At 53.2% G+C, this 25,420-nt stretch carries 24 protein-coding genes, 1 tRNA gene and 1 pseudogene; 4 read left to right on the forward strand and 22 right to left on the reverse strand.

The features are described from left to right. Positions 1-4: 4 nt before the first annotated feature. From citE to AAHF05_RS18800, 5 genes are read right to left on the reverse strand one after another with little or no spacing between them, the layout of a single operon-like run. Complete coding sequence (gene citE / locus AAHF05_RS18780) at positions 5-880, reverse strand: citrate (pro-3S)-lyase subunit beta (protein WP_023306921.1); 876 nt, start codon at positions 878-880, stop codon at positions 5-7. Beyond that, the gene (gene citD, locus AAHF05_RS18785) at positions 877-1,170 is read right to left on the reverse strand and encodes a citrate lyase acyl carrier protein (RefSeq protein ID WP_025760234.1); all 294 of its coding nucleotides are present in this window, start codon (positions 1,168-1,170) and stop codon (positions 877-879) included. The genes citE and citD overlap by 4 nt, the downstream gene beginning before the upstream one ends. Before the next feature lie 16 nt (positions 1,171-1,186). Further along, entirely contained in the window at positions 1,187-2,209 is a 1,023-nt protein-coding gene (gene citC / locus AAHF05_RS18790) for a [citrate (pro-3S)-lyase] ligase (protein WP_129323760.1), read from the reverse strand. A 13-nt stretch (positions 2,210-2,222) separates the two neighbouring features. Continuing rightward, complete coding sequence (locus tag AAHF05_RS18795; RefSeq protein ID WP_128347270.1) at positions 2,223-3,086, reverse strand: fumarylacetoacetate hydrolase family protein; 864 nt, start codon at positions 3,084-3,086, stop codon at positions 2,223-2,225. Positions 3,087-3,103: 17 nt separating this feature from the next. Then, entirely contained in the window at positions 3,104-4,465 is a 1,362-nt protein-coding gene (locus AAHF05_RS18800) for a 2-hydroxycarboxylate transporter family protein (RefSeq protein WP_128347269.1), read from the reverse strand. A 345-nt stretch (positions 4,466-4,810) separates the two neighbouring features. On the opposite strand from AAHF05_RS18800, the gene AAHF05_RS18805 reads away from it, so the two are divergent. Both AAHF05_RS18805 and AAHF05_RS18810 read left to right on the forward strand, forming a co-directional pair. After that, on the forward strand, positions 4,811-6,436 hold the full coding sequence (locus AAHF05_RS18805; RefSeq protein ID WP_049004964.1) for a sensor histidine kinase: 1,626 nt from the start codon (positions 4,811-4,813) through the stop codon (positions 6,434-6,436). Next, positions 6,426-7,118: a response regulator gene (locus tag AAHF05_RS18810; protein WP_049004965.1), complete on the forward strand. Its 693-nt coding sequence runs from the start codon at positions 6,426-6,428 to the stop codon at positions 7,116-7,118. The genes AAHF05_RS18805 and AAHF05_RS18810 overlap by 11 nt, the downstream gene beginning before the upstream one ends. 54 nt (positions 7,119-7,172) lie before the next feature. On the opposite strand, the gene AAHF05_RS18815 is transcribed toward AAHF05_RS18810, so the two are convergent. Then, complete coding sequence (locus tag AAHF05_RS18815) at positions 7,173-9,308, reverse strand: ornithine decarboxylase (protein WP_129323761.1); 2,136 nt, start codon at positions 9,306-9,308, stop codon at positions 7,173-7,175. 181 nt (positions 9,309-9,489) lie between these two features. On the opposite strand from AAHF05_RS18815, the gene AAHF05_RS18820 reads away from it, so the two are divergent. Beyond that, the gene (locus tag AAHF05_RS18820; protein WP_028018403.1) at positions 9,490-10,206 is read left to right on the forward strand and encodes a DUF554 domain-containing protein; all 717 of its coding nucleotides are present in this window, start codon (positions 9,490-9,492) and stop codon (positions 10,204-10,206) included. Between the two features lie 95 nt (positions 10,207-10,301). Next, positions 10,302-10,377, forward strand: a tRNA-Phe gene (locus AAHF05_RS18825). A gap of 110 nt (positions 10,378-10,487) precedes the next feature. On the opposite strand, the gene AAHF05_RS18830 is transcribed toward AAHF05_RS18825, so the two are convergent. The 16 genes and pseudogenes from AAHF05_RS18830 to tssA all read right to left on the reverse strand — a co-directional run bounded on the left by AAHF05_RS18830 (position 10,488) and on the right by tssA (position 25,420). Further along, positions 10,488-11,843 (reverse strand): VasL domain-containing protein, encoded by a 1,356-nt coding sequence (locus AAHF05_RS18830; RefSeq protein WP_129323762.1) that lies wholly within the window; start codon positions 11,841-11,843, stop codon positions 10,488-10,490. A 37-nt stretch (positions 11,844-11,880) separates the two neighbouring features. Next, positions 11,881-12,333, reverse strand: coding sequence for a hypothetical protein (locus AAHF05_RS18835; protein WP_241697865.1), 453 nt, complete (start codon positions 12,331-12,333; stop codon positions 11,881-11,883). Between the two features lie 40 nt (positions 12,334-12,373). Further along, positions 12,374-12,838 (reverse strand): type VI secretion system baseplate subunit TssE, encoded by a 465-nt coding sequence (tssE, locus tag AAHF05_RS18840; RefSeq protein ID WP_129323764.1) that lies wholly within the window; start codon positions 12,836-12,838, stop codon positions 12,374-12,376. Positions 12,839-13,156: 318 nt separating this feature from the next. Continuing rightward, positions 13,157-13,405 carry a hypothetical protein gene (locus AAHF05_RS18845; RefSeq protein WP_129325497.1) on the reverse strand — a complete coding sequence of 83 codons (249 nt, stop codon included), beginning with the start codon at positions 13,403-13,405 and terminating at the stop codon, positions 13,157-13,159. Positions 13,406-13,448: 43 nt separating this feature from the next. Continuing rightward, on the reverse strand, positions 13,449-13,856 hold the full coding sequence (locus AAHF05_RS18850; RefSeq protein WP_129325498.1) for a hypothetical protein: 408 nt from the start codon (positions 13,854-13,856) through the stop codon (positions 13,449-13,451). Positions 13,857-14,117: 261 nt separating this feature from the next. After that, positions 14,118-14,264: a hypothetical protein gene (locus tag AAHF05_RS18855; protein ID WP_164989137.1), complete on the reverse strand. Its 147-nt coding sequence runs from the start codon at positions 14,262-14,264 to the stop codon at positions 14,118-14,120. 37 nt (positions 14,265-14,301) lie between these two features. Further along, a complete protein-coding gene (locus tag AAHF05_RS18860; protein WP_129325499.1) occupies positions 14,302-15,387 on the reverse strand; it encodes an Imm72 family immunity protein in 1,086 nt (361 codons plus the stop codon). Between the two features lie 5 nt (positions 15,388-15,392). Continuing rightward, positions 15,393-16,397: a hypothetical protein gene (locus tag AAHF05_RS18865; RefSeq protein ID WP_129325500.1), complete on the reverse strand. Its 1,005-nt coding sequence runs from the start codon at positions 16,395-16,397 to the stop codon at positions 15,393-15,395. Next, positions 16,348-16,506 (reverse strand): annotated as a pseudogene (locus AAHF05_RS18870) (type VI secretion system tip protein VgrG); the annotation flags it as partial. The pseudogene AAHF05_RS18870 and the gene AAHF05_RS18865, both read right to left, overlap by 50 nt. Before the next feature lie 129 nt (positions 16,507-16,635). Continuing rightward, positions 16,636-17,031, reverse strand: a complete 396-nt coding sequence (locus AAHF05_RS18875) for a DUF6201 family protein (RefSeq protein WP_332614408.1) — start codon at positions 17,029-17,031, stop codon at positions 16,636-16,638. After that, on the reverse strand, positions 17,028-17,897 hold the full coding sequence (locus tag AAHF05_RS18880; protein ID WP_129324631.1) for a DUF6402 family protein: 870 nt from the start codon (positions 17,895-17,897) through the stop codon (positions 17,028-17,030). Before AAHF05_RS18880 ends, AAHF05_RS18875 begins: the two co-directional genes overlap by 4 nt. Next, positions 17,897-20,368: a type VI secretion system Vgr family protein gene (locus tag AAHF05_RS18885; RefSeq protein ID WP_129324684.1), complete on the reverse strand. Its 2,472-nt coding sequence runs from the start codon at positions 20,366-20,368 to the stop codon at positions 17,897-17,899. Before AAHF05_RS18885 ends, AAHF05_RS18880 begins: the two co-directional genes overlap by 1 nt. 11 nt (positions 20,369-20,379) lie before the next feature. After that, the gene (gene tssJ, locus AAHF05_RS18890) at positions 20,380-20,904 is read right to left on the reverse strand and encodes a type VI secretion system lipoprotein TssJ (protein WP_129324632.1); all 525 of its coding nucleotides are present in this window, start codon (positions 20,902-20,904) and stop codon (positions 20,380-20,382) included. Between the two features lie 31 nt (positions 20,905-20,935). Beyond that, positions 20,936-22,018: a type VI secretion system baseplate subunit TssG gene (tssG, locus tag AAHF05_RS18895; protein ID WP_129324633.1), complete on the reverse strand. Its 1,083-nt coding sequence runs from the start codon at positions 22,016-22,018 to the stop codon at positions 20,936-20,938. After that, positions 21,982-23,751 (reverse strand): type VI secretion system baseplate subunit TssF, encoded by a 1,770-nt coding sequence (tssF, locus tag AAHF05_RS18900; protein ID WP_129324634.1) that lies wholly within the window; start codon positions 23,749-23,751, stop codon positions 21,982-21,984. The genes tssG and tssF overlap by 37 nt, the downstream gene beginning before the upstream one ends. Positions 23,752-23,809: 58 nt before the next feature. Continuing rightward, positions 23,810-25,420 carry a type VI secretion system protein TssA gene (gene tssA / locus AAHF05_RS18905; RefSeq protein ID WP_374936411.1) on the reverse strand — a complete coding sequence of 537 codons (1,611 nt, stop codon included), beginning with the start codon at positions 25,418-25,420 and terminating at the stop codon, positions 23,810-23,812.

The following is a 25,420-nucleotide window of genomic DNA, read 5'->3' on the forward strand; positions in this document are numbered from 1 at the left end:
ATCCTTAACGACGCACGCCGGAAGCCGCCGCGCGTTCCAGCACCACCTGCGCGTGGTTAATAATCGGTGCATCCACCATTTTGCCATTGAGCGACACCACGCCCAGCCCGTTGCGCTCGCCCTCTTCTGCCGCTTCAATCACCCGCTTCGCGTGATCCACCTCTTCCTGCGTCGGGGCATAAGCGTTATGCAGCAGGTCGATCTGGCGCGGGTTAATCAGCGATTTGCCGTTAAAGCCCATCTTGCGGATCAGATCGACCTCGCGCAGGAACCCGGCCTCGTCGTTAACGTCTGACCACACCACGTCGAAGGCGTCGATGCCTGCCGCACGAGCGGCGTGCAGCACGGCACAGCGGGCGTAGAACAGCTCGGTGCCGTCGCCGCGCTCGGTCTGCATATCCATCACGTAGTCAAAGGCGGCCAGCGCGATACCGATCAAGCGCGGAGAGCTGCGGGCAATTGCCACGGCGTTAATCACACCAATGGCTGACTCTATGGCCGCCATCACACGGGTAGAACCGACCTCGCGCCCGCATTCTTGCTCAATGCGTTCCAGGTGGCCTTCCAGTTCGTAGATGTCATCCGGGGTATCGGTTTTCGGCAGACGGATCACGTCCACGCCAGCCCGCACGGCGGCTTCCAGATCCAGCAAGCCAAACGGCGTGCTCAGCGGGTTAATGCGCACCACGGTTTCGATATCCTGGTACATCGGGTGCTGCAGCGCGTGGAACACCAGCATGCGGGCGGTGTCTTTCTCGCGCAGAGCGACGGCGTCTTCAAGGTCAAACATGATGGAGTCAGGACGGTAGATAAACGCGGTTGAGAGCATGGCGGCGTTAGCACCAGGCAGGAACAGCATGCTGCGACGGAGTTTGCTCATTTCAGCGCCCCCCAGTTGATAGCCTGTTCATCCGCAGCACGCAGGAGTGCGCTCTGCAGGCGGGCGCGGATCACACAGTCCAGCGCCCCTTTATCTTCAATAATGATTAATCCCTGGTGCACGTTCATAGCGCGCAATGTGTCGTTGACCACCTGGCGGATCTGCTCGCCAAACTGCTTAATCACTTCACTGTGGATGACAACCTCCAGCTCGCCGTGAGCGGGAGCGATTTTCACCATCAGGTCGCTGGACTCCTGCGTTCCGGCCAGCGCCTCCCTTACAATTTTCATGATAAATTCCTGGTAATTAAGCGACTTCCGCACTCGCACGGTAATGCGTTTCGAGATGCGCGAAGGTGGAGTCTGGGACAATGTCCCGGATCCGGGAAAACTGCTGTGTCTTGAGTAAGCGGCGTACTTCTGACGCCGAAATAGCGTTACCGGTGGCCTTGATGCGCGGCATCTCCACCACCTCGATATGCGTGACCAGCAGGTCGTGCAGCGTCTGGTTGTACTGACGGGTGATATCGCAAAACGGCTCCGAGCCGATGAAGCGATGGGTGATGCCCAGTGCCGGAGCGATGAAGTCGCGGAAGATCAGCACGTCGATTTCGCTCCACGCCTGCTGCACTTTGCCGGTCTCCTTCAGGAAATAAGCCGGAAATGTGGCGCGGGAGATGATGTACTGCGAGCCTTCATGCACCACCACGTTCGGCAGATGCGCCACGCCCGCCCGCACCATCTCGATGCGTGCGCAGAAGGGGAAGAACGAGGCGTCTTCGCGCACCACGAACAGATGCAGGGCATCGCACTGCTGCGCCGCCTGCTCCACCAGATGACGATGGCCGAGGGTGAACGGATTGGCGTTCATTACGATCGCGCCAATGTTCTCCCCGCACTTGCGCTTCGCGCGCAGAGATCGGCAGTAGCGTTCGATCCCCTGCGGGGTGTTCTCCATCAGTACGGCGTTGTTACCGCTCTGGGCAATCGGCCAGAAACCGCTGCGGGCAAAGCGCTCCCTGTTGCACGGGCGGGTGCAGAGGAAGAGGTGAAAATGGCCGCGCTCCAGCGCCGCATTTTGCACCTCTGCCAGCAGGCGCGCGCTGAGGTTCTCCCCACGAAGCTGCTCGTTTACGGCCACACACTTGATGACGTTTGCGGCGAGCCCGACACAACCCACTAACTGCGTGCCGGACCAGGCTTCGACAAACAGCTCAATGTCGTTGTCCAGGCCAAGGCCGCTGTCTGCCAGCAGGTAACGGATCTGGCTTAAGCGTTCCGGGTGTTTCGCCACGAGGGTGTGGCGAAAATCAATGGGTTGCGATTGCATACTGCCGCCTTACTTAGTGTGCTACCGCAAGCCCGGTGGCTGGCGCTTCCATGATCACATTGCTCAGATGACCGATATGCTCGATCTCTACCTCAATGCGATCGCCCTCTTTCATAAACAGCGGCGGGTTACGTTTTTTACCCACACCGCCAGGGGAGCCGGTGATGATCACATCGCCTGGGCTGAGGCGGGTAAAGGTGCTGATGTACTCGATAAGCTCCGCCACCTTGTGGATCATGCTGCTGGTATTGTCCTCCTGCACCATACGGCCGTTCAGCCAGGTGCGGATCGCCAGCTGATGCGGGTCCGGGATCTCATCGGCCGTCGCCATCCATGGGCCAAACGCGCCGGTCTGACGCCAGTTTTTACCGGCGGTAAACCATGTGTGCTGCCAGTCGCGGGCGGAACCGTCCATGTAGCAGCTGTAACCTGCAACGTGGCGCAGCGCGTCGTCACGGCTGATGTTCTCCCCGCCTTTACCGATGATCACCGCCAGCTCGCCTTCATAGTCAAATTCGCTGGAATGGCGCGGTTTCAGTACCGGCTCGTTGTGGCCGGTCTGGGAATCCGGGAAGCGTACAAACAGCGTCGGGGCCGGGTTATGCTGGTCAAACTCCTTGCGCTTATCGGCGTAGTTCATGCCCACGCAGAGAATTTTTTCCGGTTGCTCAATCACCGGTAAGAAGGTGATGGCATTCAGAGGTACATCCACGGCATCGTTCAGATAACGGGTGGCCTGCGCCAGCCCGTTGCCCTGCAACAGCGCTTTAAGGTCGCTGTAGCGGTCGCCCAGACGGCGACCTAAATCAATCACACCTTCGGCCTGCACGATGCCGTAGCTGCGTTTTCCCTGGTATACAAAGCTTGCGAGTTTCATTGTTCTTTCCTGAAAACTTAAACGAGGAAGTTGCCCAGAATCAGCAGTGAGATAGAGACGTTAATCGCGCCGCCGATACGGGTTGCAATCTGGGCGAATGGCATCAGGCTCATACGGTTACCTGCGGTCAGGATCGCCACATCGCCGGTACCGCCCTGGCCACTCTGGCAGCAGGAGACGATGGCGACATCAATCGGGTGCATACCAATCTTTTTTCCGACGAAGAAACCGGTCGCCACCAGTGCAGAAACAGTGCTGACGATGACTAACAGGTTGCTCACGGTGAACGCGGCCACCAGCTCATGCCACGGGGTGATCGCCACGCCAACGGCGAAGAGAATCGGGTAAGTTACTGAGGTCTGGAAGAATTTGTAGACCACCTGAGAACCTTCCAGCAGGCGCGGAGAAGCACCGTTGCACAGCTTCACCAGTACCGCCATAAACAGCATGCCAACCGGTGCAGGCAGACCAATCAGTTTGTGACCGAGCATCCCCAGCATGTAGAGCAATACCGCCAGCAGCGCGCCAGAAGCAATCGTGGTGACATCCGCTTTACCGGAGAAGGCAGGTTGAGAGACGGAGGTATCCGCATTGGCGCGGTTTGGCATCAGTTGGCCTTCACCAGTCAGGTGTGGGTAGCGTTTACCCAGTTGGTTCAGGCAGCCGGAGATAATGATCGCCGTCAGACCACCGAGCATCACCATCGGCAACACGCGACCGAGCGCCACTCCCTGGTCCATATGCAACAGGGTGGCATAACCGATAGAAAGCGGGATCGCCCCTTCCCCAACGCCGCCCGCCATAATCGGCAGAATGATAAAGAAGAAGATCTGGAATGGCTCAAGACCCAGCGCCAGACCGACGCCCATCCCCACCAGCATGCCGACGATTTCGCCGCACAGCATCGGGAAGAAGATGCGCAGGAAGCCCTGAATCAGTACCGTGCGGTTCATACTCATGATGCTGCCGACAATGATGCAGCAGATGTAGAGATAGAGAATGTTGGTAGATTTGTAGAACTTGGTCGTGGACTCGACCACCACATCCGGCAGCAGGCCGTAATAGACCAGCGCGGAAGGGATAAAGGTGGCGCAAATCGCCGCCGCGCCCAGCTTGCCGACAATCGGCAGGCGTTTGCCAAACTCGCCGCAGGCAAAGCCAAAGAAAGCCAGCGTCGCCACCATTACCACGATATCACTCGGCAGTTTCCCGCCCAGACAATCAATCGCAATCAGCGCACCAGCAAGAATGAACAGTGGCAGAGGAATAATCCCGATTTTCCAGGTATCCATAATATGCCACCAGCGCTCTTTGAGCGAAGGTCGCTGAATTTCAATCGGGTCGTGGGTAACAGAGAAAGAATCGTCAGTTGTGCTCATAATAAGCCCCTTGGTTATTTTGTGCGTTCAGCTTAGAGTCACAAAGGCTTACTTTATGTGAGGAATGGCATATTAAAAGCGAAGTTTTAATGGCAGCTATGGTTTTAATGGTTTCTTTTATTTAATGTGATTTACACCTTATTTATTATCGTGGTTTTTATGGTTTCTTTTCCGATTTGAACAAACAAATAACATTTGTTTGCGCGCTCTGAAGCGCATAAGTCTTCCGGATAAATCTTTTACAACCCCTGCTGTGCAAGGGATCACAAGTTTTCGGCAAAGCGGCCATCCACTCGAGAAAAGATGATATATTGGCTTTCTTTGTTGCTACCTCGCGTGATAGTTATGAAAGTATCTTTCCAGATCAAGCTGTTTATTTCGCTGGTTGCCTTTTTCTCAGTGCTTTTCGCGTTACTGGGCGGATATTATTATGTCGACGTCGGTAAACAGCTTTATCAGGAAATGAGTGCGCGAGCCAAAATACAGGCAGAAGAAATTGCGATTATTCCTACATTACGTGATGAAGTTGAACAAAAAGATATCAAAAGCATTCACGACTTTATGCAGAAAATAGCTTCACACAGTGACGCCAGCTTTATTGTGATTGGAGATAATAAGGGACAGCACCTTTTTCATTCCGTTTTTGCTGACAGAGTTGGTACTACGCTGGTTGGCGGAGACAACGAAGCCGTTTTGCAGGGAAAAAGTACCATCACCATCCGTAAAGGAGGGTTGGGCATTTCGCTACGCAGTAAAGCCCCCATTTTCAACGATGCCGGGCAGGTAGTGGGCATTGTTTCGGTAGGCTATCTCACCAGCTACCTTGATACCGTTACCGTCAGTAAGGTCGTCAATATCCTGATTGCCGCCGTGCTGTTGTTGATGGCCCTCTTCATCTTCTCCTGGTTCTTTACCCGCAGCATTAAGAAGCAGATTTTCTCCCTCGAACCGCGAGAAATCGGTCTGCTGGTGCGGCAGCAAAAGGCGATGATGGAGTCTATTTATGAAGGGGTGATTGCCATTGACGATCGGCGGCGCATTGAAGTGATCAACCAGGCAGCGCGCAAACTGCTCGGTCTGAGCCAGCCGGCCCGCGAACTGCGCGGACAGCTGATAAGCCAGGTGATCGATCCGGTCCCGTTCTTCGACACGCAGACGATGCTGGCGAAAGATACCCACGACGAGATTTGCCGTTTTAACGATCTCACGGTGATTGCCAGCCGGGTCCACATCATGCTTGAGGGGTCGCTGCAGGGTTGGGTGATCACCTTCCGCGATCGCAATGAAATAGACTCGCTTAGCGCCCAGCTCAGCCAGGTAAAACGCTATGTAGATAACCTGCGCATTATGCGCCACGAGCAGTTAAACCGGATGACGACCTTGTCCGGCCTGCTGCATATGGGACGCTATGAAGAGGCGATTGGCTACATTCAGGCGCAGTCTGAACACGCCCAGGAGTTGCTGGACTTTATCTCCTCTCGCTTCAGCTCTCCAACTCTGTGCGGTCTGCTGCTGGGGAAAGCCGCCCGCGCGCGGGAGAAAGGTGTTGAACTGAGTTTCGACCCGGCCTGTCGACTGGACAGACCGTTCCTGCCCCTTGGGGAACAAGAGCTGATTTCAATTATTGGTAACCTGCTGGATAACGCCATTGAAGCGACGCAGCGGTCGCCACTGCCCCACGCGCCGGTGGAGGTACTGATTAAGCTCAGCGAACAGGAGCTGATTATTGAAGTGGCGGACCAGGGCGTGGGCATTCAACCGGAGATCCGTGACAGGATATTTGAACGCGGTATCACCACCAAAACGCGCGGCGATCATGGGATTGGCCTGTATCTGATCGAAAGCTATGTTACGCAGGCTGGCGGCGCGATAGAAGTTGCCGATAATACCCCGCGCGGCGCCATTTTCTCCTTGTTTATCCCGGCCACGGGAACCGCCCGGCAACTGGAAAACACCGACTATGCGACATGAACTTATCGACGTACTGATTGTGGAAGACGAGAACGAGCTGGCGCAGCTGCACGCGGAGCTGATAGGCAAGCATCCGCGTCTGAGGCTGGTGGGCATTGCCTCGTCGCTGGCTGCAGCCCAGGCAGAGCTTGAAAGCAAACAGCCGCAGCTCGTGCTGCTGGATAACTATCTGCCTGATGGCAAAGGTATCTCGCTTATCAATAACCCCATGCTCGCCCGTGCCAACTGCTCGGTGATTTTCATCACCGCCGCCAGCGATATGGACACCTGCAGCCAGGCGATTCGTAATGGCGCGTTCGACTACATCCTCAAACCCGTCTCCTGGAAGCGGCTCAGCCAGTCGCTGGAGCGGTTTGTCCAATTCGCCGAGCAACAGCGCGTCTGGAAGATTGTCGACCAGCAAAACGTGGATTCGCTGTATCAGCTACAGGCGAAAAACTACCGCCAGGACAACGGCAGCAAAGGCATTGAGGAAAATACGCTGGCGCGGGTGCAGGCGCTGTTTAACGATCAGGCCACACACTGTTTTTCAGTCGATGAGGTGGTACAGGAAACCGGGTTAAGTAAAACTACTACCCGGCGCTATCTGGAGCACTGTGTGGAAGCGGGGTTTCTGACGGTGGAGATGCTGTACGGCAAGATTGGGCATCCGAGGAGGATGTACAGGCGTAGTGCGGTTTGATGAAATGTTCCCTCTCCCACAGGGAGAGGGTTAGGGTGAGGGCAACAGCCTGCACTATCTCAACACATACCCATACAGCCGCTTGATCCCATCGGCATCCTTCTCGCTGTACACACCCTGTAGTTCCGGCGAGAAGCCCGGCAGCAGATTAATGCCCTCCTCCAGCGCCAGGAAGTAACGCTGTACCGCCCCGCCCCAGATTTCACCCGGTACCACGCACAGTACGCCTGGCGGGTATGGCAGCGCCCCCTCGGCAGCAATGCGTCCTTCCGCATCTCGTATGCGCACCAGCTCTACGTTACCGCGAATATACGCCTGGTTGGCATCCTGCGGATTCATCACCACCTCCGGCAGGCTCTCCTTGCGGAACATCGCCTTCTGCAAATCCTTCACGTCGAAGCTGACGTAGAGATCGTGCATCTCCTGACACAGCTGTCGGAGCGTATAATCCCGATAGCGCACCGGGTATTTCTGGAAGATCGTCGGCAGCACGTCAGCCAGCGGCGTATCGTCTTCGATATGCTGTTCAAACTGCCCCAGCATCGCCACCAGCTGCGCCAGCTTCTCGCTGTTTTCGGCGGGCGTCAGCAGGAACAGGATCGAGTTGAGATCGCATTTCTCCGGCACGATGCCGTTTTCACGCAGGTAGTGTGCCAGAATCGTCGCCGGGATCCCGAAATCCGTGTACTCCCCCGTTTCGGCATCAATGCCCGGCGTGGTCAGCAGCAGCTTGCACGGGTCGACAAAGTACTGCTCGCTGGCATACCCCTCAAACCCGTGCCATTTGGCACCCGGCTCAAAGCTGAAGAAGCGCAGCTCACTGGCAATGGCATGCGTCGGATGATCCTGCCACGGCCGCCCCGCCACCACTGGTGGGATAAACGGTTTGATCATATGACAGTTGGCAATGATTGCCTTGCGCGCTTCAATACCCAGCTCGACGCACTCCGCCCACAGCCTGCGTCCGCTTTCCCCTTCGTGGATCTTGGCATTCACATCCAGCGCTGCGAACAGCGGATAAAATGGACTGGTGGAGGCATGCAGCATAAACGCATTGTTCAGCCGCTTGTGCGGACAGAAACGTGCCTGACCGCGAATATGGTTATCCTTTTTATGGATCTGAGAGGTTTGCGAGAACCCGGCCTGCTGTTTATGCACCGACTGGGTCACGAAAATGCCCGGATCGTTCTCGTTCAGCTCCAGTAACAGCGGGGATGTTTCCGCCATCATCGGAATAAATTGCTCGTAGCCCACCCAGGCCGAGTCAAAAAGGATGTAGTCACAAAGATGACCGATCTTGTCGATCACCTGGCGGGCGTTGTAGATCGTCCCATCGTAGGTGCCAAGCTGAATGATCGCCAGGCGGAATGGACGCGCCTCGTCGGCTTTCTCCGGAGCCGCCTCGCGGATCAGGTCCCGCAAATAAGCGTCATTAAAGCAGTGCTCGTCAATCCCGCCAATAAAACCAAACGGGTTACGTGCAGCCTCCAGATAAACCGGCGTGGCCCCCGCCTGGATCAGCGCCCCGTGGTGGTTAGATTTATGGTTGTTGCGATCAAAAAGCACCAGGTCGCCGCGGGTCAACAGCGCGTTGGTCACGACCTTGTTGGCCGCCGACGTACCGTTCAGCACAAAGTAGGTTTTATCCGCGTTGAACACTTTTGCCGCGAACTTTTGCGCGTGCTTAGCGGACCCTTCGTGGATCAAAAGATCGCCCAGTTTCACATCAGCATTGCACATATCGGCGCGGAACACGTTCTCCCCGAAGAAATCATAGAACTGCCGCCCTGCTGGGTGTTTTTTGAAAAATGCACCGTGCTGGTGTCCCGGGCAGGCAAAGGTGCTGTTGCCCATTTCCACATACTGGCTCAGGGTGTCGAAAAAGGGTGGCAACAGATTCTCTTCATAACGGCTGGCAGCAGTTTCCAGTTCCAGAAACTCCTGAGCTTTTCCCGAGATAACCGCGGTGGCGCCGTCAGGTACATCCGTTGGCTCCTGAGAGAAAATAAACACCGGTAGCTGAAAGCCCGTGCGTTTCAGCAGTGCAAGAATGCCGCTGCGACTTTCAGCTGTTGTGATGACGACTGCCGCCACATCGGTGAAATCAGTATTGTCCAGCGTCACCTTTTCACGGTGCGTAGACACAGAAGAGAGCAGCTCGCGGCTGACGGCGATTTTCATGGTTTTCATAAGCGCAGTTACCCTCACCGAGTGGTGAGACAGGGAGGAGAAAATTCGCGCAATAATGTCACCTTTTATTTTCAGGTGCAAGAAAGAATCATTATGCATTAAACCACCCAAAGCCAAGCGTAATGCAGCACTAACATGTCATAATCATGCAATACCAATGATTAAGTAACAGGAGTTAAGCGTGGTTATCGGGCCATTTATCAATGCGGGAGCCGTATTGCTGGGCGGTGTTCTCGGCGCAGTGTTGAGTCAGCGGTTGCCGGAGCGTATTCGCTCATCTATGCCTTCTATATTCGGTCTGGCGTCGTTAGGAATTGGCATTCTGCTGGTGATCAAATGCGCCAACCTGCCGGTGATGGTGCTGGCGACCCTGCTCGGCGCGCTGATTGGCGAATTCTGCTATCTGGAAAAAGGCATTAACAGTGCGGTGAGTAGAGCCAAAAACCTGATTTCCCGACCAGGCGGCAAAGCGAAACACGGCACGCACGAGTCGTTTATTCAGAACTATGTAGCAATCATTATTCTGTTTTGCGCCAGCGGTACGGGGATTTTTGGTTCGATGCAGGAAGGGATGACTGGCGACCCGAGCATATTGATTGCGAAAGCGTTTCTCGATTTCTTCACCGCCACCATTTTCGCCACTACCCTTGGCGTCGCCGTTGCGGTGATTTGCGTCCCGATGCTGATAATCCAGCTGGCGCTCGCCACCTGCGCCACATTGATTCTCCCGCTGACAACGCCGGCGATGATGGCCGATTTCACTGCCGTTGGCGGACTGCTCCTGCTGGCAACCGGGTTGCGCATCTGCGGAATTAAGATGTTTGCCGTGGTGAATATGCTGCCTGCACTATTGATCGCCATGCCGCTCTCTGCGCTCTGGACGCACCTTTTCGCTTAAGTTTGCGGCGAAATGGTGAGAGATTGCGCAGTCTGTAACGAAAACAACAAATTTCGTTGACGACCGGGGGCAGATCGGGTTTAATGCGCCCCGTTGCCCGGATAGCTCAGTCGGTAGAGCAGGGGATTGAAAATCCCCGTGTCCTTGGTTCGATTCCGAGTCCGGGCACCAAATTCAGTATTAACGGACGTCGAAAGACGTCCGTTTTTCGTTTTAAGCCCCATCATCGCTTTCATTATCGTCGCAACTCCGTTTGCCAAACTGAAGCTGTTATCCCCTTTTTAAGGCGTTCCAGGGGGAGATTTTTGCTCCGCAAATAACTGAGTCACCCCGTTCAAATGACGCTGAATTTGCTGTTGCGTAACCAGTGCGGCATCGCCCTGCTGGCCCTGCATCACACGAAGTTGCTCCTCCAGTGGGATCGTCTGTCTAAAGCTGTTCATCGTCTGATAGACGCTGGATTTCAGTTCGCTGACGGTGATGTATTTGCCTTTCTGTCCGTCCAGCGTATTGAGCCTGTCGGCCATCATCTGAAGTTGCTGCATGCCGTCATGCCAGCCAGTTAATGCGCTTGCAGAGAGTTTGTTTTCGGCCTGTCGTTGTTGCCACTGCTGCTGTAGTTCAGCGACTTCGGGTTTCTGTGGCCACAGCACTTTTGCCTGTGCCAGCAAACCATTGCCATACTGATATTTCCAGTCAGGGGGAAGTGCGGCCAGACTGTCCAGCTGCAATGATGCATTTTTCAGCCAGCCTGTAGGGTCAAGTTTGTCTTTATCAGATTGCTGAAGTGTCTGCACTTGAGCACTGCTCAGCGCCTGAGGAAGAGGAGCCACCGAAGCTGCAAGCGCATCCGTAGCCTCATCTACCCTGGATATATAGTACCAGCCAGTGAGTGCAATAGAACTCAACACCAATGCGGAACAGACTCCCGCCAGAAACATCGGACAGCGCTTCGGCTGCGGTGTTGCCGCATGCACGACCTGCACATTCAGCTCTGGCTCAGGACGAATAACGTACACCAGGCGGCTGGTAGAAGAGGGGTTTTCCAGGGCCGATTCCGCGACCAGCGCCTGTGGTGGCAGCGTCACCGCCTGCAGTCCACTGTCATGTGCCGAGCTGTTTTCAAGACGTGTCAACGCACCTTGTATCTGCTGCATCAGCGGCGCAGTCAGACAGACATGTTTCAGCTCCTGACGCACCAAAATATCATTGATGGATCGTAGCAGCCCTTCTGTCTGCACTAGCGCAGACAAATCACCATGATCGAGTGAAAATGTGCGAAAAAGCTTCTGCAAGCGCTGCAAAAGCCCGTTGAGGATTTCTGCGCGAGCATGAATCGGTTGCGGCCAGAACTGCGCCCATTGATGGCTCATCAGGGCATTCAGGATAGCCAGCCCTTCGTTCAGGCCATTGATACGGGCCAGGTGGCTACGTGCAAGCGTATACCACGCACCGGTTTGTAACTCGACGCCATTTAGCTCAAATAATGAGAGCGATAGCGCCTCCACCTGCGACCAGTTCACGTCGGGACGTGCCGGATGGGTGAGTTTGGCCATCTCATCGCGCAGCGCAATAAAATCAGGTAGCTGACGTGGGTCACTGCCGGTTTTCACCGGGCGAGGTTGAACATCGTGCATAGTGGTTCCATCCCTGAGGATAAGCAGAAAGCGAGGTTTACTCTGGTAGCAGTACGCTAATCATGTCGAAAAATGCATTTTCACTGAATACCGTTCGGGGAGCCGCCGGGCGGCCAAATGTACTGAATGACCAGTTCGCATCCTCTCCCGAACGCATAAACAGGCGGTATAACGGCGTAATGCGACCGTCACTGCATAGCGTCACTTCGATCCCCCCCGTCACACCCTGCCCGTACAAAAACACAGGGGTGAATTTCACCATTCGGTTTCCATAACGCAAAGCAATAGCGGGGACGGTGAAGGAATGATTGCCCGCAAAGGTGTCAAGAACCGACACCGGCATCGCTTCAATGCTGATGCCCGTCCCGGTGAGCCAGCTTTCCATTGTTTCCTGAAGCTGGTTCATTCGCTCACAAAACTCGGCAATATCGGCCTGACTTTTGCTGTCAAAAACGCGGCTGCGGGGCTGCTGCTCCTGCAGTTTTTTCATAAATCGTGCTTTGGCTGACATACTTTCCCTGTGGTTTTCGTCAGATAAATGATCCCTGTATATGGGATTTGGTATCGAGATAATTCTGCTGTTTGAGGTGGCGAATCAGCACTCGCCCTTCCGGCATAAACTCCGTGCCGTAGCGGACAAGGCCGATGCCTTTTAGCTCGGCATCAATGGCGTAACGCAATTCGCCGGGGATTTCCTGGTCAAGCAGAATCACATTGATACTTTTCAGGCGCGGTTCGTATTTGAGCAGCACCCCGGAGAAGATCTGCAGCAACTGGTGTGCGGTACCCGGCATCCCCTGCAGAATTTTGGTCAAGTCAGGCAGACCATAGTCCGGCAGATGCGCCAGCGTGCCGGTACGACAGTTGAGGATCCGCTGCATGTTATCGAGCACGGACAAAATCACCTGATTTTGCTCGCTGACCTGATGGAGGTCGAGGCCTCCGGTAAAGTTACCGAAGAGAGTTTCATAGAGTGAAGGTGAGTTATTCGACATATGCTTTTTATTAACTAGTTATGGTATTTCAGAAATTGAATTATATCTTCAGAAAGATTGCATCGCTCAATATATTGAGTTCTTTTTTCTTCTGTCAAACTTGACCAGAAGGGTCTCCAATATACATCCCACCAAAACTCCATATCTCCTTGCAAACTACCATAGAAATCAAGATCCAGATGAGCAAATACTTCATCTGGGGATGGTGATTCTATTTTCAAACAAACCAGTTTAGAAAAAGTTAATGTTATTGACTATACTATCAATAGAAATAAAATTTAAATAATCAAATTTATAGTAACAAAATATTTGCCATAATCATAAAGATGCTCTTTTTTCTTGCATATTTTCTTTATGATAATATCGCTCCACTAAATCTTCAACTTTTGACAAGTCTTCCGACTTAACCATAAAGCGGGTTGAATAGGCTAACAAACCTTTCTTTTCAAGTGGTATGAATAATGGGTAAATTAGTTCTTTAACGTCCAAAGACTGAAACCCTGACTTAGAAAAATCATTTTGAATCGACTCCTTTCTCTTAAATAACTTAAAAATATTAATTCCCATCGTTGCTCTATTTGTCACCACTCTAAAATAAACACTTATTCCATTAATTAATTTCGTTATATTTTACTAAACTACATTCATGTAATGTCCAACCAGACCATCCTTGATCAGATGGGTATAATACATCCATACCTGACCACTCTGGAGCCACCAAATCAGAAAATTGATATTGCCAAAAATACCAAGCAGAACTTTCCAATTTCTCGTCATTTATATTATAGACAGCAAAAAAAGATTGGCTTGAGAATAAGTTCAAAACCCGACCAATGCCTCCATAAGGCTTGTAGTTTGGCCTATAAGCTATTAAATAGCATGTTTTGCTCTCATTCCAATATTTCTCGCCAGGGATAGCATTTCTGTAAGCTAATATTTTAACTGTGAGTAAGGCAACGCATGTGAGTAAAATAATTGCAAATATAGGCACTGCTATTAACTTGAACTTTCTAAACATCCCGTGGACTCCTTGCTGCATATTCTTCGAGATCTATGCCACTTAGATGTATTACAATATCCACTGATATTTCCTTCACCGTAGAGAATACAAAAAAATCTCCTGTTATATCCGATTTTTCTTTTCGGCACTTATTTCTATATTGGACAAAAGAACTATTTGTCACTCTGTAGCAATCTTTACCATCTTTATTTATCACACTCTTTTTCATGAGTTCACTTATTATACCGGGCTTTATCACATTATCCCAACCCCAATAACCTAACCGCCGTGCACTTCCCGTCCGCTGAGCATGCGCAGCGAGGTGAACTCAATGCGCAATTCAGACGGGGCGCTCAGCGCTTCGCGTCCGTGGAAGTTCAGCGCATCCCGTTTGACCCTGGCTATCAAGGTGGGCGTAGATGTCACATTTCTCCCGGTTTTCGACACGCGCAGCACAAGGCCGTTATGCTTCCCCCTTTTTTGTCGGTAGATAAACACTACCGCCGTCATCACGGTTTAAGAGGGTCCATGTCGCCGGGATCAAAATAGCCGGATTCCAGAACTCTCGTTGATATTGAGCTGCCTGTGGCATAACAACACCCATCTCAACCTGAGCAAACTGCTGCTGCCCGCCAGCCAGCGTTGCCCAACGGCCACTATGAGGGCACGCTTCACCGCTCTTGCAGGTAATGCGTTTTCCCGGATCTTCTTCGAGGAAATATTCTGATTCGTCAGGAATGATGCCATCACAATAGCGGGTATCTTCCCAAATGAGACGCCATTCAACCTTGATTGATTTGATTTCAGTACTATCTATATCATCGATTAAGGGGGCCCTGCTTCCTCTGAGAAGATAGTTAAAGCACCCTTTGTTAGTAAACTCCCGCACACCAACAGGGATCACCTTCCATTTATAATCAAAACTTAAATACCCCGGTTCCCAAATGCCATCGCACGGAACCATATCACCTGTTTTAATTATTTTTTTCCGTTCGTCAGGGACTGGAGGAAGTGTATTGGGGAAAACAGGTCGAGGCAATGAATAAAATTCTTTTTCATAAAAGGCATTACTAAATAAAAACCCGGCATTTGAGATCTGTGCATCCATATTTGATGACTCCCATACGAAACGTGCGCCGGCATATTCTTCTTTCAATCTTAGTTTGTTAATCTCCTCAACCTTAGGAGGATAAGCCCATATTTGATTCCAGCGTTCATGACATGGGCTGAAGAAAAATGACCTCACCAAATTAACAGGTCTATGAAGTTGATTTAAGTCCCCTTGTGTTCTCCAGACATGTCGATGACCAACCTTTAACTCTTCAAGTCCCTGGTCATACAACCTCAAAGCCTGGTATATATAGACCAGATTGTCCGGGTTTAATGCGTCAGGATCACTTTCTGGCCAGGTTTTTACCGCGTGTTCATAAGCATCGGCAAATATAGCCCAGGCATCTCTTTTTCGCTTCCAGAGGCTATAGCTACTAAGCCTTTTGAGCATCCAGAGAACCTTCCGGCGAGTGTCATCATCATTCATTGAATAAGTCATTCACATTAATCCTGTTCATTTTGTGAGGTCTGGTGCTCGATACGGGCTGCCCCAGTCACTGCGCGCCGTCCAGTTTTGCTTTGCAGTTCACTGTCGGATAGTTGACGCGTCTCAACGAGAGGGGGGGTGAATTTTTCAGGGTCACCAAAGCCATATTTACCATTGACATCTTTCCAGCCCGTCGGATGAAAATCCAGTTTTACACTATTAATTTCTCTGGTTACGGCCTGCCTGGTCGCTTTGACTTCCTCACCAATTGAATGAACTTGCGCAGCCAAATCACCCAAATTGACAATCAACTGTTCGCCGCCACCTTCAAGATATTGATTAGCCAATTTATTGCCAAACTGCTCAGCTATTTTTCCATGCCACGCGGCCGCTTCTGGCATTCTTGAAGCAAAATCTTTCGGCAAATGTGCGATCACAATAAACCCATTAGCATTCCATTCATCCAGAACTGTTGCCTGAATACGCCATTCCTCCGCTGATTCAGATGCCTTACCATATCCCCAAAACCAAGGTGTTCTGCCCCCCGCAGAGCTTGCGCTCGCTGCGCCTTCTGCGTTACCAAACACCCGATAAATCGTTTTCCCGGCCAATTCTTCTGCATTCATGGAAGTAACTTTTCCGCTAAATGACGCGATATGCGCATAGACTATTTTTTCACCAAACGCCGGACTTTTCGCTTCTACAGCGAACAAATCTGGATAACCGATCTTGGAATAAAGCTGATGAAATAATTCTTTATCTTCTACCTCAGCCCTATTACTCGGAAAACGACTTCCCTGTTTTGCCGCCCGGTACACTACTTCCCGCTCCAGCAAAGAGGCTTCCGCTTCACGGGCGATAGTCGCTCGACCTGATGCCGTCGCTACAGTATGAATTTGTCCTTTATAAACCATTCCCTGAACTACACGCAGTTTTGCATCCAGCGATTTCAGGACCACAAATCCATCCCGTACGCGCGTAAAACGCCCCGCTTTCGTCTTCTGGCTCAGAGGTACCGTCATCGCCGGCTTCCAGGAACGGTGCCGCATAGCGGTAATGTTCCCCGGTCGTCGTGGCGTTGTTCCGGACGGTGACGGCGGAGTCCATCGGCGTGGTAACGGTGTGGTAGTTGTTATTGCTTAGCTAAATGAATTGCAAAATACAATGACATAATAGTTATGCCTCATTATCCGACCGAATCCGATGAACTACTTTGGCTTTATCCAATGAGTTATTATTCATTCATCTAACTACTCCCCACTATGGCGAACAGCTAGAACCTTCGGTTAATTCCGTTGAGTCAACTCCATCATTTGTTGGAAAGAACAACTCATTTCGATTATGCTTTGAAAAATGAAAGCCACCATAAACTACAGATTGACTGACACCAAACCATAGAGAAGGTTTAAACACAACATTAGCGCATTTATCATATACAACAAAAAAGTAATCTTCGTTATTTATGTATTTATATAATGAGTATAGATTGTATAAGCCGGATTTGTAAACAACCACTTTAAATGAACTATCAGGACTTGAAGTTTCAAAAAGCTTATTATTTTCACCATAAAAAAAAGATGTAGGGAAAACCAGGTAAACAATAACAAAAATCAGAACAAAAATCCTTATTTTGAATTTATCTCTAATCAGACTCATAAATAAACGACCTCATCTAATGGCAGCGGGTTTGTCCAATACACATCAGATAGAATAATATAATCCCCACCGGAACCATGTTTTTCTTGCCAACGTCTAAAATCGCTATTAAATACAGGCACAAAACCGGAGTAATGGCGTGCCAACCAACCGAATAGGCCTTGAGTGTATGAGTATATGTATATCGCGGACTCTTTTTTATCTAAAATACGATCCTTACTCCAGATACCTAACGGTTCCGGTTTTATCCCCTCGTCAACAAAATCATATGTATCCTTTAGATAAAAACCTAATGACTCGACAATGAATGCATCTCTCCCATCTATCTTTTTCGTCTTTCCACGAACACAAACTTTTAAGGTGCTATTTCCCATTGCTCCATACCATGCGTTAATGGTATCGAGTTTACTCCCTATCGACTTAAAATTAACTTGAGCGGTTGAGTCCAGATTGACTATGTCATTAGAATATCCAATGGAAATACTTTCCTTAGAGTAATCACCAATATTTAACAAGCGTTCAATGAGTAATTTCTTGCCATTTGGGCTGCACCATGTTTTTTTAAGTGCATCGATCCCATTTTTAACTTGTTCAAATTGCAAAGCCCATGACATTTTAACTATATCAACATTTATCTCAGAGGGCGGTAGGTTATGAGGATCTCCATTAACAGCCTGATCTTTGCTGGCGATGTCAAAAGCAAAAGCTGGTTTTATGCTGAACCAATGTCTCATTAACTTCGCTGCAACATGCCAATCCATTTTATCCATCGCACCCGGAATCATATCGATATGAAAAAAATCGGCATCAACCTTTTTTTCCTGTTGTTCTTTTTCAGCGACAGTTGTTGTCGATGACACAGCCATTATTTTATCCCCGCTTTAATCTGGAAAACATAATCCAGAGTCACGTTTTCTTCTGAATTTGAATTAACCGTCTGTGTCAGAGCGGTAGCTGTTCTTCCCTGAATCGCCCCTGTTGGCGTTTGTATTTGGTAGGCAAATTCTATGTCTTCCGCACCAGTCAGGGCATCTGTAACTCGGAAGCATGCGGCATTCGGGCCACAAGACAATGCAGGTAAAATCGAAGGCATCTCGGGTAGACTCGCATTTTGTCTGACACTCCCCGTCATCACCGACCGCTTAATCTTGCGCGTATACGTCGTACTGGTCCCGTACTCTATCTTCCCGCCTTCGATTTTCAGATAGCTGCCGCCACCAATCAGCGTCACCTTCTTCTTGCCGGCAAACAGCATGTCGCTCGCCGATATCAGGCTCAGCTTCTGCTCTGCGGAGATGTGCACCTCACCGTTCTGCGCCTGAATCTGCACCGGGCCTTCGCTGGCGTTCAGGGTCAGCGAGCCTGTTCTTGCAAACAGGCCGACGCCTTCCCCGGCAAGAATCGCAGTATTTCCCATTGAGCCGCTGCTGAAATCCCCACCCGCATTCATCACCACGTTCTGGCTGGCGGTCATCTGCATATGCTCGCCGCTGGTAAACGCCACCCCTTGCGGGCCGTGGAAGTGGATCATTTCATTCAGCGGTTTCAGGCGCTGGTCGAACATCGCTTTCTGACTCGCGATATCGGCTTCCAGTGCCTGCGCCTGGGCTGCTGCTGCGGCCAGGGCTTTCAGCTGCTGCTGGCAGATGTCGATTTCTTTCAGCGCCGCGTCCATGTCCAGCACTTCACCCGCAGCTTTGGTTTGCCCGTCGGCGGTGATAAACAGGCCTTTTGCCACGCGAATAACGCCGTGTTCATCGGTGCGCAGCTCAAAGCCTGCGCCCCGCTGTTTGTTCTGCTCATCAACGATATGGCCCTGATTAAGCTGCGTGGCACCGTAAGGTGTGGTGAGCGCGATGTGTTCCTGTCCGCGCTGGTCTTCCATTCGTAGTTCGTTATCTGCCGCCGTGCGCAGAATGTTCTGACTGCGGTTGTCGCGGGTGACGATGTCCTGGTGTTCTGAATCGTGGAACGCATGGGCGATATACGGGCGGTCGATATCGCCGTCGTCCCAGGCGATGCCCACTTCCGTGCCGTCAGTCAGCGGCGTGTGCCAGCCGTAAGTATCACCAGCGTACGGCTTCGCCTGGCGTATCCACAGATAGTGATAACCCGGCCCGGCCTCTTCCCGGCTGAAGTCCATTTTCACCCGGTAGCGGCCCTGATTATCAAGATGGGCGTAGGTGTCATTCTTCTCGCGGCTCTCAACACGTGCCGTGAGCGTGCCGTTCATCTTCGGACGCGGTTTTTCCACCGGACGGAAGCAGAACTGTTCGCTGTACGGTATGCCCCACACAGACACATGCAGGCGGCTGTCGCGTGCAGCGCTGTATGTGGTGAGGGTTATCAGCACACCTTCTTTCAGGTCACTGAGATTGCTGCCGTCGGCTTCCAGCACCATGCCCGGCATCAGCCCGGCGGCGTTGCTGAACAGGTGCAGCCGGACCGATTTATTCAGCTCACGCTCATGGTGGATACGCGCGTAAAACGCCCCGCTTTCGACTTCTGGCGCAGAGGTACCGTCATCACCGGCTTCCAGGAACGGTGTCGCATAGCGGTAATGTTCCCCGGTCGTCGTGGCGTTGTTCCGGACGGTGACGGCGGAGTCCATCGGCGTGGTCGCCGTGCGGTAGTTGTAATCGCGGGTGCGGACCAGCCCGGTCACGGTGTTGTGCCAGGTGCGCAGCCCCCATACGGATTCGGCGGCACCGTCATAAAGCGCAGACGGCTCCTGATAAGGCAGATGTTCGCCAAACCGGTAGAACTGCTGGCTGTCGGCAAAGGTCACCGTATCCAGCCCGGTGACATCGTTGACGCCGGTACGGAACCAGATGCCGACTTCAGAAAGAATGCGCTGGATAAACTGCAGGTCGGTTTCCCGCCACTGGGTTATGAGCTCGCGCTGCGGATAGCTCTTCTCCAGGCGAAACTCAAAGTCCGCCCCTTCCAGACCGTGCGCACGCAGCACCTGCTCCACCAGCTCCGGCACGGAGAGGTTCTGGTACACCGCACAGCGGCGGGTATGCGAGAGCAGCGCCAGGCGTGAAGATATCGTCACGCTGTAGTGCGTCTGGTCGTCGGTCGTACCCAGCCACTCAAAGCCCGTAATCACGCCGTGCACTTCCCGTCCGCTGAGCATGCGCAGCGTGGCGTACTTCAGCAGTACATCCTCTGCTGCCACATCGCTCTGCAGCGAGGTGAACGCAATGCGCCATTCAGACGGGGCGCTCAGCGCTTCGCGTCCGTGGAAGTTCAGCACATCCGGGTTGACCCGGCTGTCGTTTATCTCCAGCGTGTAACGCGTCTGTCCGTCGAACAGTGCCAGCCAGTTATCCATCGCCATTATTGTCACTCCTTAACAGGCACCAGCGTCAGGAAGCCATTGCCAAGCTCGATGTTGCGTGGCTTGTCCGGGTCAAGATCGTCGCGGCTTAACACCAGCCGCCAGGTATTATTTTTCATATCTGGGCGGTTGAACAATCCAATAACCGCGACGTACTGCGCCTCTTCATCCATCGGCATATTGAGCATCACGCTGCCTTTAGGCATCACCAGCAGGGATTTACTCGCCACAATGTCTTCTTTCAGCACGGTGTCGGCATCACGCAACAGCTTCTGGTAATCGGCGGCATCCACCTTCTGACGGTCTTTCAGCTGATAGACGCGTACCATGGTCGCCAGCGGCGTCTGCGCTTCATCAGCATTGGCGGCAGAGCGCGGCTCAAAGTCGAGATGAAGCACCTTAATCTTTTTGTAGAAGATGGCTTTGGTCATGCTGACCGCACCATCGGAAACAGTCTGGGTCAGGCCGCAGCCGGCCAGCAAACCGCAGAGCGCGAGCAGAGCAATCTGTCGCAGGGGAACGGATGTCATTCAGAGGTTCCTTTCAGAATAAACAGCAGAATTAATCAAAGCGGTAACCGCCATCCTGGGCAGGAAGTAGCGGTTTGCAGTCCAGCCCTTCATAACAGCCCAGGCTGACGGTAAGGTGGCTGCGGCCAGTACTGAGAGTCCCGCCTTTTAGCCCCAGAATACCGGTACGGCCCAGTTGAATACGGCGTTTTTGCCCAAGACGAGGATCGGGTAACACACTCACCGGAACGGTCAGACGCAGGCGTACATCCGAGCGGTAGCCGAGATACACACGCAGCAGCACCAGCAAATCTGTATGCAGTTGACCACCGGGCAGCCAGCCTTCGGCCTCTTCAGGATTATTGGTCGAAAGTATCAGCAGGATCCGACTACAGGCTTCTTTCCCGGTTTTGCCAAGCGTGGCGCGCTGCGACAGGGCTATCCGGTTTCCTTTCCCCAGGCCGCTGCGCTGTGCCACCAGCACTTTCACCGGGTCCGGGCTGATGATGGTCGCGGTAGTCTCCGGGGCCAGTAGCCCTACGAGCTGTCGAATGCCCTCGGCGTTACGGGTCGGCAGGCGCATCGCACCGAGCAAGGCGAGAAAGCGAGAAACGGGTGTGGCAACGTGTTCCGCCGTGCCGGGGATCCCGAGGCCCACCAGCCCTAACAGGCACTGAGAGGTGTCGTCGGTCCCCCCCATTTCAAACGTCGCCGGGTAAGCATATTTACGCCAGATACGGTAATACTGAGTGGTAATTCGGTGGCTGAAGATATCGAGAAACGCCGTGGTCGCTTCATACCCCTCGCGGCGCTGGGCAATGTCGTCCAGATACGCCGTCGGCAGGGGTGAATCTACGCCATACATCCCGAGGAACGTGGTGCGCACCGTGGGCGGCAATTCCGGGTGGTCTTCGTCGGTTTCAACGGTTCGCAGTTCACTGGCCGGAAAGCCCATCCCCGGCCAGGGACGGAAGCGCACCGGATCGGCGGTTGGCTTTTCAGCGGTACCCAGCCGGGGTGCGTCAGGATTTTCCTGTTCCAGCAACTGGCAGTAACGGTAAAAGTTAACCCGCCAAATATCCTTGCCAAGCAGCTCTGTCAGCCCGGTACGTGCTGGCTGTGATTCTCTGTCCATCTCAGTCGTTTCCCTGTCGGTTGCAGTACCAGCGTGAGCTGATTGAAGAGGTGTACATCGGCATACAGCGCAAAGAAGCGATGCAGCATTTCGCCAAAGAGATTCACATCGCCCTCTCCGGCAAAGTTGTCGGCATTAAGGGTGACTTCAATCTCCACACCGCGCAGCATGTAGCCACGCTCAAAGCGGCGTACCAGCGTGTGTTTCACCGCCACGATGGCTTCCAGGCGGCGGCGGTTCATCTCGTCGTCGGTCCAGTCGTACAGAGCCAGCGTACCGCGCAGCACTTCCGGGTTATCCATCATGCTTAAGAAACTCGAGCCCAGATGGCTCATCACCCGCCAGTGGAAACGGTCATTCGCGGGCGGATAGAGCGGCAGGCTCGGCGCAATCAGGTTCAGAACCTTTACCGGAACCTTGCCTGCTTTCACGACCCGGTCGAGCAGCGTACTTTCCAGCGCCTTACGGGGCATCTGCCCGTTGGTGCCGGTGATGCGCATGGAGAGTGATTCTGGCTTATCTGCCAGTTGTTCAATTTCAAACGAACGCCCACCGAGAATCAGCCAGGTGTCGTACAGACCAGACGGGCCGCGCTTCACTCGCGTGTGGAAGTAACGTTCCGGCGCATCGTGACGCATCATGCCGCCGCGATGACGGAAGCTGGTGAACGGTACATACGGGTGCTTACCGTTTTTCACCGCTCCGTGAATGTTATCGACGCTGTAGATTTCAGTGTGCCCGTCCTGCACGCGCATCGGGCGCAGCAGGTATTCGTTTTCCAGCGGATCGATGGTCAGCGGATCCGCTTCCAGAGTGAAAAGATTTATCACCGGTGAGCAGTGCAGGCGGAAGTTTTCAGTTTCGAACGGCATATCGGATTGCCAGCCGCCGTTGAGCACGATGTCGATTTCAAACCAGGTAGTGTCCCGATTCAGCCCGGTCAGCTCCAGCCCACGTAGCTCCACGAACATAAACTTCTGTCGGAAGCTGAAATACTCCAGCAGCAGCTGATAGCCGCTGAATGCCGAGTCGCCTTTCGGCCACAGACGCTCATTGTCTTCAAAGCCCATCGGCTTGCACCAGCCATCAAAGCAGATGCGTTCAGTGCGCGTTGCCGCATGGCGGACATACATTGTATGCACCCGGCGGGTCAGCGCCAGATGCAGGGCCGACGCTACCGGGCTTTCGGCATCAAGATAAAGGGCGACTTTATCAATGCCACTTTTCGCCCAGTCCACTTTGCTGCTGCATTCAAAACGCAGACGAATCGCCGCGCGCCCGTCAGGCTCGGTCTGCAAACGCGCATCAGCCAGATGAATGGGTTGCAGGGTGATGTCGCGAGTGGTGCGGTACTGACAAACGGTTTTGTCCGGCCCGACCGGACGCGACAATACCGAAAAACCTTCAGGCAGCACTTCGGCCTGCTTCAGCTGTTGCCATTCCGGCTCGAAGGACACTACGGAGAGTGACGGAATGGTGCGCATATAGTGTGGCCAGAGCAGACTGACCAGCCCTTCGGTCAGTTCCGGCAAGTCATCGTCGAGCTTTTCGCGCAGACGCCCCATCAGGAAGGCAAACCCTTCAAACAGGCGCTCGACATACGGGTCGCGGGCACCGGTTTTATCCAGATTGAGCATGGCAGCGCGATCGGGGTGGGCGCGGGCAAATTCTTTACCGGCTTCGCGCAGATAGCGCATCTCTGCTTCGTAATAGCGCAGGGTTAAATCATCCATGCACGGGTTTCCTGAGTATCGTGGTAGTCAAAAAAAGTGGAAATCAGATGTGGCCTTATCAGCCACACAGCACCATTGCCCGGGCGGGGTCAATGGCAATCAGGCCAGCCAACAGCTCGTCCATTTCAGGGGCGAGGCGGGTTTTGTCGCTTTCGCTGCGGCCTGCTTTGAGGCGAAGTAATTTCAGGCGGCGGGCCTGCACTTCAAACAGCAACGCAGGTTCCCAGTCATTGAGCGTCAGTTGTGGTGCGCTGCTGGTGAGTTCGCCAAGCAGATGGAGCGCCATTTCATTGCGCCCGAACTGCTCTGCAACGCGGGCCATGAGCAGACGCAGTAACCAGCGGTTACGGGAGGACTCCATACCCGGACGACTCTGAAGCCAGCCAAGCGCCGCCTCCGGGCCATCGCTGTCACCCTTTTCCATCGCCTCCGCTTCCAGCGCGAGAATGTCATCCGTTTGCTCTCCTCCGGCAACCGCGGCAGGTTCATTACCAAATCCCGGCATGTCGTCATTCACTTTTTCGGCAATCCAGGTCAGCGTCACTTCATCGGCAAACGGCGTGCCGTCGCTCCACGAGAGCTGCTCAAGGCCATGCAGGCGGCCCAGCAGCAGCTTCAGGTCGCTGAGGATGTAATCCGCCCAGCCATCCCAGGGCTGTCCGGCGCGGGTCAGCCCCTGCCAAAGGTACCACTGCAAATCGAGCCAGAAACGGTTGCCGCCTTCACAGAACATCGTACTCGCCTGCTCCACCAGCTCCGTCCAGCTCTGCTGTAGATACAATCTTTTAAGCTGCGCGCGGTAATCCGGTTTTGGCGGTGAAAGACGCGTGCGGCCGCTGGCATCCAGCGCTGGGATCTGACCCACCGTATCCCAGCGAACCGCTTTCATCAGCCGGTGCGACGCCAGCCAGCCGTCCTGCTGGTCGGCCAGCCAGCGGGAGAGCACCTTTGACTGGCTGAAAAATTCACCTTCTGACTTCACAACAATATCCGGGGCAGACGACCTGACTGTTGAAACAGGGGTACTTTCTGCCGTACCGGTGCCCTGTGGCGTTAAGCCATCCAGCCCACCGGAGCCTGCCAGACGGATTTCCAGCGCACGGGATAAACCGTCGAGAGAAGGACGATCGCTCTCCGGCCAGCTTTCCAGCAGCGTTTCCAGCAGGCAGAGAACCGCTGCCGTCTGTGAGGTCTGTTCGCGGGTAGCATCTGGCCAAAGAGAAAGCGTGTCCTGTATCTTCGTGCTGTTCAGCCACTCCAGCGCAGACTTGCGTGCATTCGGGCGACGCGGATGACAATTCTCACCGTAGCAGCTCAGCACTGCAGCCAGCAACTGCAGCCCTTCACATAACCCTGATTCCCCCTCCAACTGTAGACGGGCGAAGATATACCAGGTGACAACCCTTAAATCCCGGGCGGTATAACAGAGGATCTTTTCAGCCAGCTGATTCAGTTTTTCTGAATCCGTTCCAGAGAGCTTGTTGATTTCCTCGCGCATTAGCTGGAAATCGTCGTCATAGGCCGGGTCTTCCCCTGCCCCATCGCCGTCCGTTAACGGCTTAAGCCAGTTATCCCAGTGTGTCAGGCTGCCCTGTTGACGGGCGAGCAGCGCGGACTGCTGCGCGTCATCAGGCACGCACAGTGCAAGCAGTGCTTTTACAGTTGCCAT

The organism is Enterobacter adelaidei (assembly GCF_041937165.1).
Lineage (GTDB): Bacteria > Pseudomonadota > Gammaproteobacteria > Enterobacterales > Enterobacteriaceae > Enterobacter > Enterobacter adelaidei.